Source organism: Sphingomonas citricola (assembly GCF_019429535.1).
Taxonomy (GTDB): domain Bacteria; phylum Pseudomonadota; class Alphaproteobacteria; order Sphingomonadales; family Sphingomonadaceae; genus Sphingomonas; species Sphingomonas citricola.
Genome location: NZ_JAHXZM010000001.1, coordinates 54,126 through 70,386, shown reverse-complemented (window position 1 = coordinate 70,386; position 16,261 = coordinate 54,126). Strand labels below are relative to the sequence as shown.

Annotated in this window: 16 protein-coding genes; 10 read left to right on the top strand and 6 right to left on the bottom strand. The window is 69.6% G+C overall.

Features of this window, described 5'->3' with window-relative positions; genetic code table 11:
* The first annotated feature begins 20 nt into the window (after positions 1-20).
* From KZ810_RS00335 to KZ810_RS00325, 3 genes are read left to right on the top strand one after another with little or no spacing between them, the layout of a single operon-like run.
* Positions 21-878: a TPM domain-containing protein gene (locus KZ810_RS00335; protein ID WP_219767671.1), complete on the top strand. Its 858-nt coding sequence runs from the start codon at positions 21-23 to the stop codon at positions 876-878.
* Complete coding sequence (locus KZ810_RS00330) at positions 878-1,546, top strand: TPM domain-containing protein (RefSeq protein ID WP_219767033.1); 669 nt, start codon at positions 878-880, stop codon at positions 1,544-1,546. Before KZ810_RS00335 ends, KZ810_RS00330 begins: the two co-directional genes overlap by 1 nt.
* Positions 1,543-2,073, top strand: coding sequence for an NUDIX hydrolase (locus tag KZ810_RS00325; protein ID WP_219767032.1), 531 nt, complete (start codon positions 1,543-1,545; stop codon positions 2,071-2,073). The genes KZ810_RS00330 and KZ810_RS00325 overlap by 4 nt, the downstream gene beginning before the upstream one ends.
* Before the next feature lie 15 nt (positions 2,074-2,088).
* On the opposite strand, the gene KZ810_RS00320 is transcribed toward KZ810_RS00325, so the two are convergent.
* The 3 genes from KZ810_RS00320 to KZ810_RS00310 are packed head-to-tail and all read right to left on the bottom strand — an operon-like array spanning position 2,089 to position 5,860.
* Positions 2,089-2,370, bottom strand: coding sequence for an ETC complex I subunit (locus tag KZ810_RS00320; protein ID WP_219767031.1), 282 nt, complete (start codon positions 2,368-2,370; stop codon positions 2,089-2,091).
* A gap of 42 nt (positions 2,371-2,412) precedes the next feature.
* Entirely contained in the window at positions 2,413-4,851 is a 2,439-nt protein-coding gene (gene hrpB / locus KZ810_RS00315; RefSeq protein WP_219767030.1) for an ATP-dependent helicase HrpB, read from the bottom strand.
* A 13-nt stretch (positions 4,852-4,864) separates the two neighbouring features.
* Complete coding sequence (locus KZ810_RS00310; RefSeq protein ID WP_219767029.1) at positions 4,865-5,860, bottom strand: adenosine kinase; 996 nt, start codon at positions 5,858-5,860, stop codon at positions 4,865-4,867.
* Between the two features lie 209 nt (positions 5,861-6,069).
* On the opposite strand from KZ810_RS00310, the gene KZ810_RS00305 reads away from it, so the two are divergent.
* From KZ810_RS00305 to KZ810_RS00275, 7 genes are all read left to right on the top strand, one after another.
* Positions 6,070-6,738 (top strand): EI24 domain-containing protein, encoded by a 669-nt coding sequence (locus KZ810_RS00305; RefSeq protein WP_219767028.1) that lies wholly within the window; start codon positions 6,070-6,072, stop codon positions 6,736-6,738.
* The gene (locus KZ810_RS00300) at positions 6,735-7,088 is read left to right on the top strand and encodes a hypothetical protein (protein WP_219767027.1); all 354 of its coding nucleotides are present in this window, start codon (positions 6,735-6,737) and stop codon (positions 7,086-7,088) included. Before KZ810_RS00305 ends, KZ810_RS00300 begins: the two co-directional genes overlap by 4 nt.
* A gap of 57 nt (positions 7,089-7,145) precedes the next feature.
* A complete protein-coding gene (locus KZ810_RS00295) occupies positions 7,146-8,063 on the top strand; it encodes an ABC transporter ATP-binding protein (RefSeq protein WP_219767026.1) in 918 nt (305 codons plus the stop codon).
* Entirely contained in the window at positions 8,060-9,289 is a 1,230-nt protein-coding gene (locus KZ810_RS00290; protein ID WP_219767025.1) for an ABC transporter permease, read from the top strand. The genes KZ810_RS00295 and KZ810_RS00290 overlap by 4 nt, the downstream gene beginning before the upstream one ends.
* A gap of 62 nt (positions 9,290-9,351) precedes the next feature.
* Entirely contained in the window at positions 9,352-10,590 is a 1,239-nt protein-coding gene (locus KZ810_RS00285; RefSeq protein ID WP_219767024.1) for a cytochrome P450, read from the top strand.
* Between the two features lie 56 nt (positions 10,591-10,646).
* The gene (locus KZ810_RS00280; RefSeq protein ID WP_219767023.1) at positions 10,647-11,747 is read left to right on the top strand and encodes a DUF3667 domain-containing protein; all 1,101 of its coding nucleotides are present in this window, start codon (positions 10,647-10,649) and stop codon (positions 11,745-11,747) included.
* 66 nt (positions 11,748-11,813) lie between these two features.
* Positions 11,814-12,125, top strand: coding sequence for a hypothetical protein (locus tag KZ810_RS00275; protein WP_219767022.1), 312 nt, complete (start codon positions 11,814-11,816; stop codon positions 12,123-12,125).
* A gap of 110 nt (positions 12,126-12,235) precedes the next feature.
* Here the strand turns inward: KZ810_RS00275 and ftsH are convergent, their stop codons facing one another.
* From ftsH to KZ810_RS00260, 3 genes are all read right to left on the bottom strand, one after another.
* The gene (ftsH, locus tag KZ810_RS00270) at positions 12,236-14,215 is read right to left on the bottom strand and encodes an ATP-dependent zinc metalloprotease FtsH (protein WP_258044239.1); all 1,980 of its coding nucleotides are present in this window, start codon (positions 14,213-14,215) and stop codon (positions 12,236-12,238) included.
* 64 nt (positions 14,216-14,279) lie between these two features.
* Positions 14,280-15,293 carry a tRNA lysidine(34) synthetase TilS gene (gene tilS, locus KZ810_RS00265; RefSeq protein WP_219767021.1) on the bottom strand — a complete coding sequence of 338 codons (1,014 nt, stop codon included), beginning with the start codon at positions 15,291-15,293 and terminating at the stop codon, positions 14,280-14,282.
* A complete protein-coding gene (locus KZ810_RS00260; protein ID WP_219767020.1) occupies positions 15,271-16,212 on the bottom strand; it encodes a tetratricopeptide repeat protein in 942 nt (313 codons plus the stop codon). Before KZ810_RS00260 ends, tilS begins: the two co-directional genes overlap by 23 nt.
* Positions 16,213-16,261 lie beyond the last annotated feature (49 nt).

The window sequence follows — 16,261 nt, the reverse complement described above, 5'->3', positions numbered from 1 at the left end:
GCCCGGTAACGCCGCGTTTCCTGACGCGGTTGTTCCGCACGATCCTCGCGCTGCTGCTGGTCGCGTTCGCGCTGCCCGCCGCGGCGCAGACGTTCCCCAAACTGACCGGGCGCGTGGTCGACGACGCGCACCTGCTCTCGCCCGAGCAGGTGCAACAACTGACACAGCTGAGCGCGTCGGTCGAACAGGCATCGACACGGCAGTTGGTCGTCGCGACGATCCCCGACCTGCAGGGGTATGAGATCGAGGATTACGGCTACCGGCTCGGTCGCGCCTGGGGGCTGGGGCAGAAAGACGCAAACAACGGCGTGATCCTGCTGGTCGCACCCAACGCGCGCAAGGTCAGGATCGAGGTCGGTTACGGGCTGGAGCCGATCGTGACCGACGCGCTGTCGAGCGTGATCATCAACCAGACGATCCTGCCGCGCTTCCGCAACGGCGACATGGCGGGCGGCATCGTCGCGGGGGCGAATGCGCTCGCCGAGCAATTGAAGCTGCCGCTGGAGGCAGCGGAACAACGCGCAAAGGCCGCCGGTGCCAAGCGCGCCGACGCGGGCGGCGAACAGCGCGGCGGGTTGATCGCGGGTTTCTGGATTATGGTGGTGCTGTTCTTCGTCGTGCCGCTGATCTTCCGGCGCGCGGGCGGGCGGCGTTTCCGCGACGACGACGACGATGACGACGACCGCGGCAGTGGTGGCGGCGGGGGCGGCGGTGGGCGTCGCCGCGGTATCGCGCCGCCGGTGGTGATCTGGGGACCGGGCTTCGGCGGCCGCGGTTGGGGTGGCGGCAGCAGCGGCGGCGGCTTCGGCGGCGGTGGTGGCGGCTTCGCGGGCGGCGGCGGGTCGTTCGGCGGCGGCGGTGCGAGCGGGAGCTGGTGATGGCGCAGGCAACCCTCTCCCCGGCCGAACACGCCGCGATCGCCGCGGCGGTGACCGCGGCGGAAGCGACGACCGACGGCGAGATCGTGACGATCGTCGCGCGCCGGTCGGATGCGTACCACGATGTCGCGCTTCATTACGCGGTGGCGGCGATGCTGGCGGTGACTGCGCTGGGTGCCATCCGGCCCGGCTGGCTCACCCCGTTCGACAACGGCTGGGAACATGAGGCGAGCGTCGCCGAAACACTGTTCGCGCTGCTGATCGCGCAGACGGTCGCGTTCCTCGCCGTCCGCCTGCTCCTTGCGTGGCGCCCGCTGCGCCTCGCGCTCACCCCTACCGCGACCAAGGCGCGCCGCGTGCGTCGCCGCGCGCTCGACGCCTTCCGCGTCGGCACCGAGCGCCGCACCGCGGGGCACGAGGGCGTGCTGCTCTACCTCTCGCTCGACGAGCATCGTGCCGAAATCGTCGCCGACGCCGCGGTCCACGCGCGGGTCGCGCCCGAGCGCTGGGGGCAGGCGATGACGGCGCTGGTGGCGGCGATCCGCGCGGGCCGGACCGCCGATGGCTTGGTCGCTGCGGTGGCGGCGATCGGGGCGGTGTTGGCGCAGATCCTCCCCAAGACCGCGGACAATCCCAACGAACTGCCGGACCGGGTGATCGAACTATGACCGTCGAGGATGCCGACGCGCCCGTCGAAGTGATGTGGGAGGGCCGCTTCATCCGCGCGGTGCGTCGCGGGCGGTGGGAATATGTCGGCCGCCGCGGCGGGATCGAGGCGGCGGTGATCTACGCCGAGACGCCCGCGGGCGAAGTGATCCTGGTGGAGCAATATCGCGTCCCGCTCGGCCGCCGCAGCCTGGAACTACCTGCGGGCCTCGTCGGCGATGATGCCGAGGGCGAGGGCGTCGCCAGCGCCGCCGCGCGCGAGCTGGAGGAGGAAACCGGCTACCGCGCCGGTCGCATCGAGGAGCTCGGTTTCTTCTACGCCTCGCCCGGCATGACCAGCGAGGGGTTCACGCTGGTCCGCGCGCACGATGTCGAGAAAGTCGGCGATGGCGGCGGCGACGCGCACGAGAATATCGAGGTCATCGTCGTGCCGCGCGCCGGCCTCCCCGCCTTCGTCGCCGCGAAACGCGCGGCGGGAGTCGCGATCGACGTCAAGATGCTGCTGCTGCTGGCCGACTCACTGCTTTAGCGCGTCGCCCGCGCCTCAGCGGAAGTTGTCGGCGTAGCTCTGCAGCTTGAGCTTCCTAGTCGGCGTCGGGATCACGGTATAGGCGATGCCCTGTTCCTCGGCATAGGCGACTGCGGCGTCGCACGTCGGGAAGCTCAGCTTGATCTGGTCGCGCACGTCGCCGCTGCCGGCCCAGCCAGTCAGCGGGTCGGCGTGCTTGGGTTCGGCCGGTTCGAATTCGAGCATCCAGTGATCGGTCGCGAAACGGCCCGACTGCATGGCGTTCTTCGGGCGCTGATAGATGCGGGCGGTGGGCATTGGTCGTTCTCGAACTAATCAGATGATCGTTGAACAGATGCTCTAGCGCGCGCCGGCGTTCCGCGCATCCGCCTTTTTGGTGCGCAGCGTGGGCGACGCGGCGGCGGGATCGTCGGGCCAGGGGTGTTTGGGATAGCGCCCGCGCATTTCCTTCGCGACCGCCACCCACGATCCGCGCCAGAAGCCCGGCAGATCGCGCGTCGTCTGGATCGGGCGGCCCGCGGGCGAGGTGAGCGACAGGACGAGCGGCACGCGCGCCTCACCGACGACCGGATGCTCGGCAAGGCCGAACAGCGACTGGACGCGCAGCGTCACGGTCGGGCCGGCTTCTGCGGCGTAATCGATCGCGTGCGTGCTGCCCGCGGGTGAGGTAAAGTCGGCGGGGGCGAGCCGGTCGATCTGCCGCATCGCGTCCCAGCCGATCAGCATGCGCAAGGCGTCCGCGAGCGCGCCGGGCGGAATGGCGTCGAGCCGGCGGCGACCAGCGACGAGGGCGGGAAGCCAGTCGTCGAGGCGTTCGATCAATGTCGCGTCGTCGAGCGCCACGCCGGCGAACGCGGCACGCTGGCGCAGCGCGGTCGCGCCCTCACCCCACGGCAGCATTGCGACGCCGTGGGTGCGGACGCCCTCGACAAGCGCGTCTGCAATGACTTGCGGATCGGCACGCGCGTCCGGCCCCGACGACAGCCGGATCGCGCCGAGGCGGCGTTCGCGCGTCGGCTGCACGGCGCCGGTCGCGGGGTCGAACGTGGCGGTGTGCACCGTCTCGATCCGGTTGGCGAACAAGGTTTCGATCTCGTCCAGGGTCAGCGGCGCGGCGGAGAGGATGCGCGCGCCCGCCGCCGCCCCTTGCGTCTCCGCCACCGCGAGCCATTCGGCCCGCGCGAGCGATGCGGTCGCATCGAGCCGGAACCCGCGCCCGCCGACCGAGGCCCAGCGTTCGCCGCTCGCGTCGCGGCGGCGCGAGACGCGGTCGGGGAAGCCGAGCGCGAGTGTCGCGCCGATGCTGGAGCCGTTTTCGACCGCGCGGTCGCCCTTCCCGGCCGACCCGGCCCAGCGCGCGGCGAGCTTGCGCGCGCCTTCCGCCTTTGTCCCACGCTCGCCGCGCCAGCGCCGCAGCCGCAGCTCGAGATCGGCGTCGGGGCCACCGAGCCCGCGCTCCTGCAACAGCACCGCGATCTCGGCGGCGAGGCGCTTGTCGGGGGCGGCGAGCAGCATGTGCGCGAGCCGCGGTGCCATCGGCATCGCCGCGATACGCCGGCCATGCGGCGTCGGGCGCCCGTCATGACCCAGCGCGCCGAGCGTCGTCAGCCGCGCGCGTGCCTCCTGCACCGCCGCTTCGGGCGGCGGGTCGATCCAGCGCAGCGCGCGCGGATCGGCGACGCCCCAAATCGCCGTGGCGAGCAGCAGCGCCGACAGATCGGCCTCGAGGATTTCAGGGGGATCGAAACGCGGCATCCCCGCGGTCGCCGCTTCTTCCCACAAACGGTAGGCGACCCCCGGCCCCTGCCGCGCCGCGCGGCCTGCGCGCTGCGTCGCCGCGGCCTGGCTCTCGCGTTCGGTGACCAGCCGCGTCATTCCCGCCGCACGGTCGTAGCGCGGACGGCGCGCGAGCCCGGAATCGACCACGACGCGAATGCCGTCGAGCGTCAGGCTGGTCTCGGCGATCGAGGTCGCGAGCACCAGCTTGCGCGCGCCATCGGGCTCGGCACGGATCGCGGCGCGCTGTGCCGCCGGGTCGAGACTGCCGTGCAGCCGGTGGAGCGTGACGCCCGGCAGATCACCGAGCGCAGTCGCGGTACGCTCGATCTCGGCGACACCGGGCAGGAAGGCGAGCACACCGCCCTGCTCCTCGCTGAGCGCCTGTCGGATCGTGCCGGCCATCGCCTGCTCGATCCGCTGCTCGCCCGCGCGACCGACGTGACGCAGCGTCAAGGGATAGCTGCGCCCTTCGCTCTCGATCACGGGGGCGTCGTCCATCAATGCGGCGAAGCGCGCACCGTCGAGCGTCGCCGACATCGCGACGACGCGCAGATCGGGGCGCAGGCCGGCCTGCGCGTCGAGCGCGAGTGCCAGTCCGAAATCGCCGTCGAGGCTGCGTTCGTGGACTTCATCGAACAGGATCGCCGAGACGCCCGACAATTCGGGGTCGGCCTGCAACCGCGCGGTCAATATGCCCTCGGTCACGACGGTGACGCGCGTCGCGGCCGATCTTTTGCTGTCGAGCCGGGTGGCGTAGCCGAAGGTGCGCCCGACGCCCTCGTCCGCGAGCGCTGCCATCCGCTCCGCCGCGGCGCGCGCGGCGAGACGACGCGGGCTGGTGACGAGTATCTCGCCCGTACACCATGCCTCCGCCAGAAGCGCGGGCGCGACCGCGGTGGTCTTGCCCGCGCCCGGTGGCGCGACCAGCACCGCCGACGCGCCGCCACGCAAGGCGGCGATCAGGTCGGGCAGGACGGCGTGGATCGGCAGCGCCGTCACCGACGTAGCCCGGTCAGAGCGCCTGCCGCGCGAGCTCCTTAAGGTCGGCGATCGGGCGCGCACCGAAGTGGCTGATGACCTCGGCCGCGCACACCGCGCCGAGCGTCAGCGACTGTTCCAGCGTCTGCCCGCGTGCCTGACCGTGGAGGAAACCGGCGGCGAACAGGTCGCCCGCACCGGTCGTGTCGACCACCGCGTCGATCGGCTGCGCGGGCACCGTCACGCGCTCGTCACCCGCCTGCGCCAGCGCGCCGCGCTCGCTCAGCGTCACGACGACCAGCGGCACCTTGTCCGACACGGCGGCGATCGCCGAATCGACGTCCGCGGCCTGGGTCAGGAACACGATCTCCGCCTCGTTGGCGAACAGCACGTCGATCAGCCCCTGATCGATCAATTCCTGGAACGCGGCGCGGTGACGGTCGATCACGAACTCCGCCGACAGCGTGAAGGCGACCTTGCGCCCCGCCTTGCGCGCGATGTCGATCGCGGCACGCATCGCCGCGCGCGGCTCCTCCGGGTCCCACAAATACCCTTCGAGGTAGAGGTAGCGCGCGTCCTCGATCAGCTTGGCGTCGATCGATTCGGCGGGCAGATAGTGCGACGCGCCGAGGAAGGTGTTCATCGTGCGCTGCCCGTCGGGCGTCACGAAGATCAGGCAACGCCCGGTGGTCGGCTGGCCCGCGCGCGCCGACACATCGAAGCGGATGCCCGCGGCGTGGATGTCGTGCGCGAACACCTCGCCCAGCTGGTCGTCGGCGACCTGCCCGATGAACGCGCACTCGCTGCCGAGCGCGGCCATCCCCGCGATCGTGTTCGCAGCCGAGCCGCCCGACACTTCCTGCCCCGGGCCCATCTTGGCGTAGAGCGCGTCGGCTTCCTCGGGCGAGAACATCAGCGCCATCGCGCCCTTGGTCATGCCGTTTTCGGCGACGAAGCCGTCGGTCGCGGGCGAGAGGACGTCGACGATGGCGTTGCCGATCGCGACCACGTCGTAACGGGGTTCGGTCAAGTAGATGCTCCAACAGGGCGCGGCGGGACGGATCGCCCGCGCGGATGGTGTTCGCGGTTAGCCAAGCGCCGCTCCGGTCGCAACCGTTGTGGCCCGTTCGCGCGCGACGACGGCGCGGATCGGTGCTCGATCACGCCCCTCCCCTACCCCGGCCGGGTGGTCGGCGGCGGGCGTTGACGGACGCACCTAGGCCCTGCGATCCTCGCGTCATGGTCCGCGCTTTGCTGCTCTCGCTCGCCCAGCTCGGCGATCCCGCGATCCGGCGCGTGCTCGCAAAGTCGTTGGGCGTCACGCTCGCGATCTTTGTGGCGCTGGGTGCGCTGACGTGGTGGGGGCTCGACGCGGCGCTGGCGGATTGGCGGTACCACGGCGCGCTGGCGGGGGTGGCGGCGAGCGTCGCGACGATACTCGCGCTGTGGCTGCTGTTCCGCGCGGTGGCGGTGCTGGTCGTGGGCGTGTTCGCCGACGACGTGGTCGCCGCGGTCGAGCGGCGGCATTACCCGGCGGCCCTGGCCAATGCGCGTGCCGTCCCGCTGCACCGGTCGATGCGAATGGGGCTCGGCTCGGCGATACGCTTCCTGCTCGTCAATCTGGTCATGACGCCGGTCTATCTCGCGCTCTTGGTGACCGGTGTCGGCACGGCCGCGGCGTTCTTCGTCGTCAACGCGTGGCTGCTGGGTCGCGACCTGACCGACATGGTGGCGAGCCGGCATTTGGGCGGTGCGGCGATGCGCGACTGGCGCACGGCGAATGCCGGCGGGCGCTTTCTGCTGGGGCTTGCGGGGACGGGGCTGTTCGTGGTTCCGGTGGTCAACCTGCTCGCCCCCGTGCTCGGTGCGGCGATGGCGACCCATCTGTTCCACAGGACGCGACCATGATCCGCCGCTTCTCCCCGCTCCTGCTCGCCGCGCTCGCCGCCTGCGGCCCGCAAGGGTTGCCCCCGCCGCCGGCACTCGGCAATGCGCCGTCGCAGGCGAACCTGCCCGTCATGGGGCAGGATGCCGCGGGGCTCGTCCGCCTGTTCGGCAACCCGGATGCTGACGTGCGCGAGGGCACCGCGCGCAAGCTCCAGTTCGAGAGCGCGATCTGCGTGCTCGACGCCTATCTCTATCCCAAGGGCAGCGGCGAGCAGCGCGTGACCTGGGTCGACGCGCGTCAGCGCGACGGCAGCCCGATCGACCGCGCGAGCTGCATCGCCGCCCTCTCCCGCCGCGACGGCGGCAAGTAGCGCTTCCGGCCGGCCCCATGCCGCGCTACCATCGCGGCGATAACAGGGGGCGCGTGCGTGGCAGGGGATTGGGCGGTCACCGCCGAGGGATTGGTCAAGCGGTTCGGTGAGCGGCGCGTGGTCGACGGCGTCGACCTGATGGTGCCTGCGGGCGCGATCTACGGCGTGCTAGGCCCCAACGGCGCGGGCAAGACGACGACGCTGCGGATGCTGCTCGGCATCATCGAGCCCGACGACGGGCACCGCACTTTGCTCGGCCGGGCGCAACCGCAGGATGCGAGCGACGAGGTCGGTTATCTCCCCGAGGAGCGCGGGCTCTACCCGGCGATGAAGGCGCGCGAGGCGATCGCGTTCATGAGCGCGCTGCGCGGGCTCGACTGGCGCACCGGCCGCACTCGCGCGGGCGAGATGCTCGAGGCCGCCGGGCTCGGCCACGCCGCCGACGAGAAGATCCGCAAATTGTCGAAAGGCATGGCGCAACTCGTCCAGTTGCTCGGCTCGGTCGTTCACCTGCCGGCGCTGATCGTGCTCGACGAACCCTTCTCCGGCCTCGATCCGGTCAACCAGGAACGGCTCGAGCGGTTGATCGTCGCCGAGCGCGATCGCGGCGCGACGATTCTGTTCTCGACCCACATCATGGCGCACGCGCAGCGGCTGTGCGATCGCCTCGCGGTGATCGCGGGCGGCAAGCGGCGGTTCGAGGGCACGGTGGAGGAAGCGCGCGCGCTCCTGCCGCAGCAGGTCCATTACGTGCCGCACCATCCGGGGCCCGACATCGCCCGCGCGCTGCCCGCCGACGCCCGCCCCGATGGCGAGGGCTGGCGCTTCACGCTGCCGGCAGGCGGGATCGAGCAGACGCTCAAGCATCTGATCGACGCGGGGCACGGCATCTCGGGCCTGTCGATCGAGCGCCCCGGCCTGCACGAGGCGTTCGTCCGTATCGTCGGAGCGGACGCGGCGGAGGCGGCACGATGAGCAGATTGCGTAGCCAGACCCGTTTTCGGCGCCAGCTCCGCCAGACGCTGACGATCGCGCGGCGCGACTTCATCGCCACGGTATTCACGCCGATCTTCCTCCTGTTTCTGTTCGCGCCGCTGATCATGAGCTCGTTCGGCGCGATCGGCGGACTGGGCGCGGCCAATGCGGCGGACGGATCGTCCGACAAACAGCGCATGGTGCTAGTGATGCCGGTCGCCGAGGCACGGCTGGTACGCTCCGCCGACGAGCAATTGCGCACGACCTTCCCGCGCGACGCCGCCCCGCCGACGATCGTCGTGGTATCGGACGCGGTCGAGCCGCGCAGCCAGCTCGAACGCCGTGACTTCGACGTGTCGGCGGTGATGCAGGGACCGCTCGATCGCCCGGAGATCTTCTATGCCGCGAGCAACCGCCGCGATGCGCGCTACCTGTCCACGCTCGCCGACGTCGCGCTGCGCCGCCACGCAACCGGCGACGCGCGGCTGTCGACGCCGACGATCGAGCGGGTGCGCGTGTCGGCGCCGTCGCTCGGCGGGCGCAAGACCGCGGCGTTCTTTGCGGTATTCGGCATCTTCTTCCTCACCCTGTTCCTGTCGGGCCAGGTCGTCGGCACGATGGCGGAGGAGCGCAACAACAAGGTGATCGAGGTGCTCGCCGCCGCGGTGCCGCTCGAATCGGTGTTTCTGGGCAAGTTGCTCGGCATGTTCGGCGTCGCGGTGCTGTTCGTCGCCTTCTGGGGCACCGTGATCAGCCAGATCGGGCAATTCCTTCCCGCCGATCTGGGCGCGCAGGCGGCACAACTCGTCCCCGCGGTCGGGCTCGGCTGGTTCGTGCTGCTGTTCGCGGCCTATTTCACCACCGCCTATCTGCTGCTCGGCGCGGTCTTCCTGGGGGTGGGTGCGCAGGCATCGACGATGCGTGAGATCCAGATGCTGTCGCTGCCGATCACGGTTGTCCAGGTCGGCATGTTCGCGCTCGCCAGCGCCGCGGCGTCGCATCCTGGCAGCTGGATCGCGACCGCGGCCGAGCTGTTCCCGCTCTCCTCGCCCTTCGCGATGGCGGGGCACGCGGCGAACCGGCCCGAGTTGTGGCTGCACCTCGCCGCACTCGCGTGGCAGATACTGTGGGTTGCGATCTTCATCACCGTCGGCGCGCGGCTGTTCCGGCGCGGGGTGCTGCAGTCGGCGAGCAGCAAGCCGGTGTGGCGGCGGCTGTTCGGATAACGAAACGCTGTTGACATGAATGTCAGTTAGGTTTTCTCTCGCAACCAAATAGGAGAGACCCGATGGCCACGCTGTTGAGAGAGGCTGCACCCGCGATCGACCCGTTCGACGTGAGCCGGCCCGAGCTGTACCGCGACGACACCTGGGGCGAGCCGTTCCGCCGGCTGCGCGCCGAGGCACCGGTCCACAAGGTCGAGCATTCCGAGTTCGGCCCCTATTGGTCGGTGTCGACCTACAAGCCGATCGTCGAGGTCGAGTCGCTCCCTGACCTGTATTCGTCCGAGGTCGGCGGGTTCACGATCGCGCCGTTCCTGAACGATGGCAGCGAAGTGCGCATGCCGATGTTCATTGGTCGCGACCGCCCGATCCACACCGGGCAGCGCCGCACCGTCGCCCCCGCCTTCACCCCGAGCGAGATGGTGCGGATGACCGGCGACATCCGCCGCCGCACCGCCGAGATCCTCGACGCGCTGCCCTACGGCGAGCAATTCGACTGGGTCGACCGCGTCTCGATCGAGCTGACGACGCAGATGCTCGCGATCCTGTTCGATTTCCCTTGGGCCGACCGGCGCAAGCTGACCGAATGGTCCGACTGGGCGGGCGACATCGAGATCATCAAGAACGAGGCATTGCGCGAGCAGCGGCTGGGCAAGATCTACGAGATGGGCGCCTATTTCCAGGGGCTGTGGAACGCCAAGGTGAATGCCGAGCCGACCCCCGACCTGATCAGCATGATGATCCATTCCGATGCAATGGGGCAGATGGATGCCAATGAATTCATGGGCAACCTCATCCTGCTGATCGTCGGCGGCAACGACACCACGCGCAACACGATGAGCGGGCTCGTCTACGCGCTCGACAAATTCCCCGACGAGCGCGCCAAACTGGAGGCGGACACCGGGCTGATCGGCAACGCGACGAGCGAGATCATCCGCTGGCAGACCCCGCTCGCGCACATGGGCCGCACTGCCACCGCCGACACCGAACTGCACGGACAGCGGATCGCCGCGGGCGACAAGGTGGTAATGTGGTACATCTCCGCCAACCGCGACGAGAGCGTGTTCGGCGACAATGCCGACGCGTTCCAGGTCGATCGCGCCAATGCGCGCCGCCACCTCGCCTTCGGGCACGGCATCCATCGCTGCGTCGGCGCGCGGCTGGCCGAATTGCAGGTGTCGATCCTGCTCGAGGAGATGGCGGCGCGGCGGATGCGCGTGAACGTCGTCGGCGAGCCCGCGCGCGTCGCCGCCTGTTTCGTTCACGGCTATCGCTCGCTGCCGGTCGAACTCTCACGCTATTGAGGGCTTGAGCCGACGCCCGTTGCGGCTACCATCGCCGTCAAAGGCGGGGGCTTTGAATGGGTTTGGAAGAAGCGGCAGACGTGATCACCGGGGGCGTGTTCGCGCACGCGGTCGATCCGCGCGGGGGCACTTACGCGGGCGAGAGCCAGCCCCGCGTCGACGATCACGAGCACGGCCTGTGCCTCAACTGCGGCACCGCGCTGATCGATGCGCATTGTCATCGCTGTGGACAGGCGGGGCACGCCCATCGCACTGCGGGCGCATTCTTCCACGACGTGCTCCACGGCGTCTTCCATTTCGAGGGCAAGGCGTGGCGCACGCTGCCGATGCTGGTGCGTCATCCGGGTGCGCTGACGCGGCGCTACATCGCGGGCGAGCGCGCGCGCTTCGTGTCGCCGATCGCGCTGTTCCTGTTCTCGGTCTTCCTGCTGTTCGCAGTGCTGGCGCAATTGCCGATGTTCCACTTCGGCAACAGCGCCCTATTCAAGCCCGGCGCGGGGCTGGGCGAGGTGCAGGCAACGGTCGCATCCGAGCAGCAGGCAGCCAGTGAGGCACTGTCGGACCTGCGCGCGACGCTCGCCGAGCAACAACGCGCCGCCTCTCCCGACGCCGCCGCGATCGCGCACGCAACGCGCCGCATTGCGGAGGAGCAGCAGAAGCTCGACGGACTGCGCACCGCACAGCGTGTCCTGCCAAAGGCGCAGACGCAGGCGCACGATTCCGACGACTGGATCGGCGCCATGGTGGAGCATGCCAAACAGAACCCGCAGCTGTTGCTCTACAAGCTGAAAAGCAGCGGCTACAAATACAGCTGGGCGCTGATCCCGCTCTCCCTGCCCTTCCTGTGGTTGCTGTTCCCGTTCAGCCGCCGCTTCGGCTTCTACGACCATGCGGTGTTCGCGACCTATTCGCTGACGTTCATGTCGCTGCTCACGATCACCGCGGCGCTGCTGATCACGGTGGGCGTCAAATCGCTGCTGGTCGTCGTCGGCGCGCTCGTCGGCGCGATCGTGCACATCTACAAGCAATTGAAGGGTGCCTATTCGCTAAGCCGTGGCGGAGCGCTGATCCGGACATTGGTGCTCACCACCTTCATCTGCTGGGCGATCGTGCCGCTATTCCTGACCGGGCTGCTCTACCTCGGGCTCGCCGACTGATCGCGCGCAACCTGTGGCGGGTCGCTGCGTTACCGAACGCACCACTCACCCAGGGAGAATAGTACCATGCGTAAGTTCCTGCTCACACTGGCGGCGGCCGGGCTCGCGGTGCCGACCGCCGCGGTCGTCGCACCCACCGGCAAGGCCGAGGCACGCGAGTATCGCGGCAAGAGCCACACCCACCGTCGCTACCGCGGTGCGCGCCGCTGCCGGTATTCGAGCGGAACGACCGGGCTGGTCGCGGGCGGCGTCGGCGGTGCGGTGCTCGGCAACGCGGTCGGCGGCGGTCTGCTTGGCACGGTCGCCGGTGGTGCGGCGGGTGCCCTCGGTGGCCGCGCGATCGATCGGACCATCACGGCCAAGCGTCGCTGCCGTTGAGGTAGACCGCATACCCGCCGGTATCGACTGTCGGGTATGGTCGAGTGACATGAAAAAGGCCGCGGGAGCATCACTCCCGCGGCCTTTTCGTGACGGCTTAGCTGAGTCGATCAGGCGCCCGCGGGTGACGGGCTGCCGAACGGGCCGCTCGACCGCTTCGTCTTCGGGATCGACGTGCCCGCGCTCGGCACCGACGCAGTCTTCGGCCCCTGGTCAACGCGACCGATATCGTCGCCCGCGATCAGGCGCTTGATCTCCTCGCCGTTAAGCGTCTCGTATTCAAGCAGCGCACCCGCGAGCGCGTGAAGCTGGTCGATGTGATCGCTCAGCACCTGCTTCGCGCGCGACAGGCCGCCCTCGACGATGCCCTTGATCTCGTCATCGATCAATTGAGCGGTCGCATTCGACATCCGCACTGGCTGCGACGAGGAGTAACCGAGGAAGCTCTCGCCCTCGGGCTGGGCATATTCGACCGGGCCGACCTTGTCCGACATGCCCCATTTCGTGACCATGTCGCGGGCGAGGCCGGTCGCATACTGGATGTCTCCGCTCGCGCCCGACGACACCTTGTCATAGCCGAAGATGATCTCCTCGGCGACACGACCGCCCATCGCCACCGCGAGGTTCGCGTACATCTTGTCGCGGTGGTAGCTGTAGCTGTCGCGCTCGGGCAGGCGCATCACCATGCCCAGCGCACGGCCGCGCGGGATGATCGTCGCCTTGTGGATCGGATCGGACGCGGGCTCGTGCATCGCGACGACGGCGTGGCCGGCCTCGTGATAGGCAGTCATCCGCTTCTCGTCGTCGGTCATCACCATGCTGCGACGCTCCGCGCCCATCATGACCTTGTCCTTCGCCTCCTCGAACTCGGCCGAGGCGACCAGGCGCTTGCCCTTGCGCGCCGCCATCAACGCCGCCTCGTTGACGAGGTTGGCGAGGTCCGCGCCCGAGAAGCCCGGCGTCCCCCGCGCGATGACGCGAGCATCGACGTCGGGGGCGAGCGGCACCTTCTTCATGTGCACTTCGAGGATCTTCACGCGGCCGTCGATGTCGGGGCGCGGCACCACGACCTGGCGATCGAAGCGGCCCGGACGCAACAGCGCGGGGTCGAGCACATCGGGGCGGTTGGTCGCGGCGACGATGATGATGCCTTCGTTGGCCTCGAAACCGTCCATCTCGACGAGGAGCTGGTTGAGCGTCTGCTCGCGCTCGTCGTTGCCGTTGCCGAGCCCTGCGCCGCGGTGGCGACCCACCGCGTCGATCTCGTCGATGAAGACGATGCACGGCGCCGACTTCTTCGCCTGCTCGAACATGTCGCGCACGCGGCTGGCGCCAACACCAACGAACATCTCGACGAAGTCCGAGCCCGAAATGGTGAAGAACGGCACGCCCGCCTCACCCGCGATCGCGCGCGCGAGCAAGGTCTTGCCGGTACCGGGCGAGCCGACCAGCAACGCGCCCTTCGGGATCTTGCCGCCCAGCCGCGCGAACTTCGTCGGGTCCTTCAGGAACTCGACGATCTCGGTCAGCTCGGCGCGTGCCTCGTCGATGCCGGCGACGTCGTCGAACGTTACCTTGCCGTGCTTCTCGGTCAGCATCTTCGCGCGGCTCTTGCCGAAGCCCATTGCGCCGCCCGCGCCGCCGCCCTTCTGCATCTGGCGCAGCACGAAGAAGGCGATGCCGAGGAACAGCAGGAACGGCAGCGACTGGTAAAGCAGCACCATCCAGATCGATGGGCCTTCCTCGGGCTTGCCCGCGACCTCGACGCCCGCCTTTCGCAGACGCTCGATCAACCCCGAGTCCTGTACCGGGTAGGTGCGGAACTTGTCACCCGACGAGAAGGTGCCGGTGATCATGTCGCGCGATACGTTGACGGTCTTGACCGTGCCCTCGTCGACCTTGTCGAGGAAGGTCGAATAGGCGACCGTGTTGCCCTGCGCGCCGCCGGTGCGACCGTCGAACATGGTCACGACTACCGCGAGTGCGAGCAGGATGCCTACCCAGATCAGCAGGCTTTTCATCCACGGGTTCGGACCGCCGGGATTGCCGCCGCCGTCACCGTTACCAGACTGCTTCTCGTTGTCGTTCATTCGGGAGCCTTTCGTCCACGAATATGTAAGTGCGCCGGGGTTAATGGCAATGGAACAAGACCACTCACGATGATCGACGCGGTCGCGCCTTGGCGAAGTGCCAGACCGGTTCGTCGCTCGCATCGCGTCGGGGACGACATAGCACCTCGCCGAGCGTAATCGTCGCGCCGCGCGCGAGCATACCGACCGCGTCCGCCACCGCCGCTCCGCGCGGATCGCTCGCCGGGTCGACCGCGGCGACGCAGCGCGCGACCAGGCGGCGTTGCAGGTCGAACGGCAATCCTGCAGGCGAGAGCGTCACGATCCCTTCCTCGGCCCGGCAGCGCTCGTGCCACAACTTGATCGCCGTCCAGTCGAGCGCCTCCTCCGCATCCGCGAGCGCGCGTGCGCTGCGCGACCAGCCTTCCGCCGCGATCCAGGCCGCGTCGCCGATCGCGCTGCGCAGCCGCGCGCGGTCGAAACGCGCGTCGCAGTTGCTCGGATCGTCGACCGGCACGATCCCGCACGCGATGACGATCTCGCGAAGCTCGGCGCGTCGCCACGCCAGCAGCGGCCTGACGGTGCCGTCGCCGCGCGCGCGAACGCCCGCGAGGCCCGCCAGACCCGCCCCGCGGTTGAGCCGCATCACCAGCGTCTCGACCTGATCATCGGCGTGGTGCGCGGTCGCGATCGCGGTGGCGCCGATCCGCTCGGCCTGCGCGCGGAGCAATGCGTAGCGCAGCGCGCGTGCGCGTGCCGACACGTTGCGCGTCCGCCCGTCTCGCTCGGGCAGCGTCCCCGTCAATACCGCGTGCGACACACCGAGCATCGCGCACAGCCGCGCGACCCACGCCGCCTCGCCCGCCGCCTCGGCGCGAAGGCCGTGATCGACCGTCGCCGCGACAGAGCGCGACCCCAGCGCCGCGCGCGCCAGCAGCAGCAGCGCGACGCTGTCAGGCCCACCCGACACCGCCACCAGCAGCGGGCCTTCCCCCGGCACCTTGACACGCGCGAGATCGGCGGCGAACCGCGCGACCGTCGCGGGGTCGGGCGCCAGCGGCGGCGTCAGCGCCCCGTTACTTGCATTTGGCGGTGACACGCGCCCTTGCGATATCGGCCTTCATGGTGGCGGAGATCTTGTCGCCGTACACGTCGGTCAGCTCGCCGTAGACCTTGCACGCGTCCGCGGGCTTGTTGAGCTTGGTCAGCGATTGCCCGAGATAATACAGGCTGTCGGGCGCGCGCTCGCCCTCAGGGAATTTCTTGTAATTGTCGTAGAATGCGATCGAGGCGAGGCTGGGCTTGCCCTCGTCGAGATAAGCGCGCCCGAGCAGATTCTGCGCGAAGCTGGCGCGACGATGCTTGGGGTAGGTCGCCACGACCTGCTTCAATTGCGCCTCGGCCTCGGGATATTTCTTCGCGGTGTAGAGGCGGTAGCCGTAGGTGTAGGCATCCTCGGCCGCGTCACCCGTGCTCGGCTTTTCGACGCCCGCCGCCGCGGCCGCCCGCACCGGTTCGCTCGCCTCGCCCCGCGCGTCTGCGGCCTTGCCCGGCGTCGTATCGCCCGCGGCACGGACCGCGCCACGGCTCGGCGGCGGGATCGCGGGGTCGCCGGCGTCCGCCGTCGCAGGCGGTGCAGCGGACAGCCGCGCGTCCGTCGCCTTCTTGTAAGCGGTGAACTGATCCTCGAGCTGGCGCAGGCGATATTGCGCCTGCTCGATCTGCCCGGTCATCGTCGCCATCTGCTGTTCCAGCGCGGTGACGCGATTGGTCAGATCGGCAACCGGACTGGTCGCGGGTACGCCGTTCGGTACCGAAGCCGCCGTCTCGGGCGCGATCTGCGGCTCCACCATCGCGGCCGCGCCGCCCGGGAACACCTTGCGCTGGACCGCGCGCATCTCGCTCTCGAGCTTGCCGACGCGCCCCTCGACGTTCGACTGCGCCACCGCGGGCGCCGCCGCACTCACGAGTGCCGCCGCGGCCAGCACTCCACCCGTCCCCAACCGATACCTGCTCATGCGTCGCCCCCGACCCTCGATCATCATGCGTCGTACCTCGTCGATCGCA

Excerpts from the sequence above, each read along its gene's own strand:
- KZ810_RS00330 (WP_219767033.1), top strand. The coding sequence starts at position 878 with ATGGCGCAGGCAACCCTCTCCCCGGCCGAACACGCCGCGATCGCCGCG.
- KZ810_RS00325 (WP_219767032.1), top strand. The coding sequence starts at position 1,543 with ATGACCGTCGAGGATGCCGACGCGCCCGTCGAAGTGATGTGGGAGGGC.
- KZ810_RS00320 (WP_219767031.1), bottom strand. The coding sequence starts at position 2,370 with ATGCCCACCGCCCGCATCTATCAGCGCCCGAAGAACGCCATGCAGTCG.
- KZ810_RS00305 (WP_219767028.1), top strand. The coding sequence starts at position 6,070 with ATGGTCCGCGCTTTGCTGCTCTCGCTCGCCCAGCTCGGCGATCCCGCG.
- KZ810_RS00300 (WP_219767027.1), top strand. The coding sequence starts at position 6,735 with ATGATCCGCCGCTTCTCCCCGCTCCTGCTCGCCGCGCTCGCCGCCTGC.
- KZ810_RS00290 (WP_219767025.1), top strand. The coding sequence starts at position 8,060 with ATGAGCAGATTGCGTAGCCAGACCCGTTTTCGGCGCCAGCTCCGCCAG.
- KZ810_RS00285 (WP_219767024.1), top strand. The coding sequence starts at position 9,352 with ATGGCCACGCTGTTGAGAGAGGCTGCACCCGCGATCGACCCGTTCGAC.
- KZ810_RS00280 (WP_219767023.1), top strand. The coding sequence starts at position 10,647 with ATGGGTTTGGAAGAAGCGGCAGACGTGATCACCGGGGGCGTGTTCGCG.
- KZ810_RS00275 (WP_219767022.1), top strand. The coding sequence starts at position 11,814 with ATGCGTAAGTTCCTGCTCACACTGGCGGCGGCCGGGCTCGCGGTGCCG.
- ftsH (WP_258044239.1), bottom strand. The coding sequence starts at position 14,215 with ATGAACGACAACGAGAAGCAGTCTGGTAACGGTGACGGCGGCGGCAAT.
- KZ810_RS00260 (WP_219767020.1), bottom strand. The coding sequence starts at position 16,212 with ATGAGCAGGTATCGGTTGGGGACGGGTGGAGTGCTGGCCGCGGCGGCA.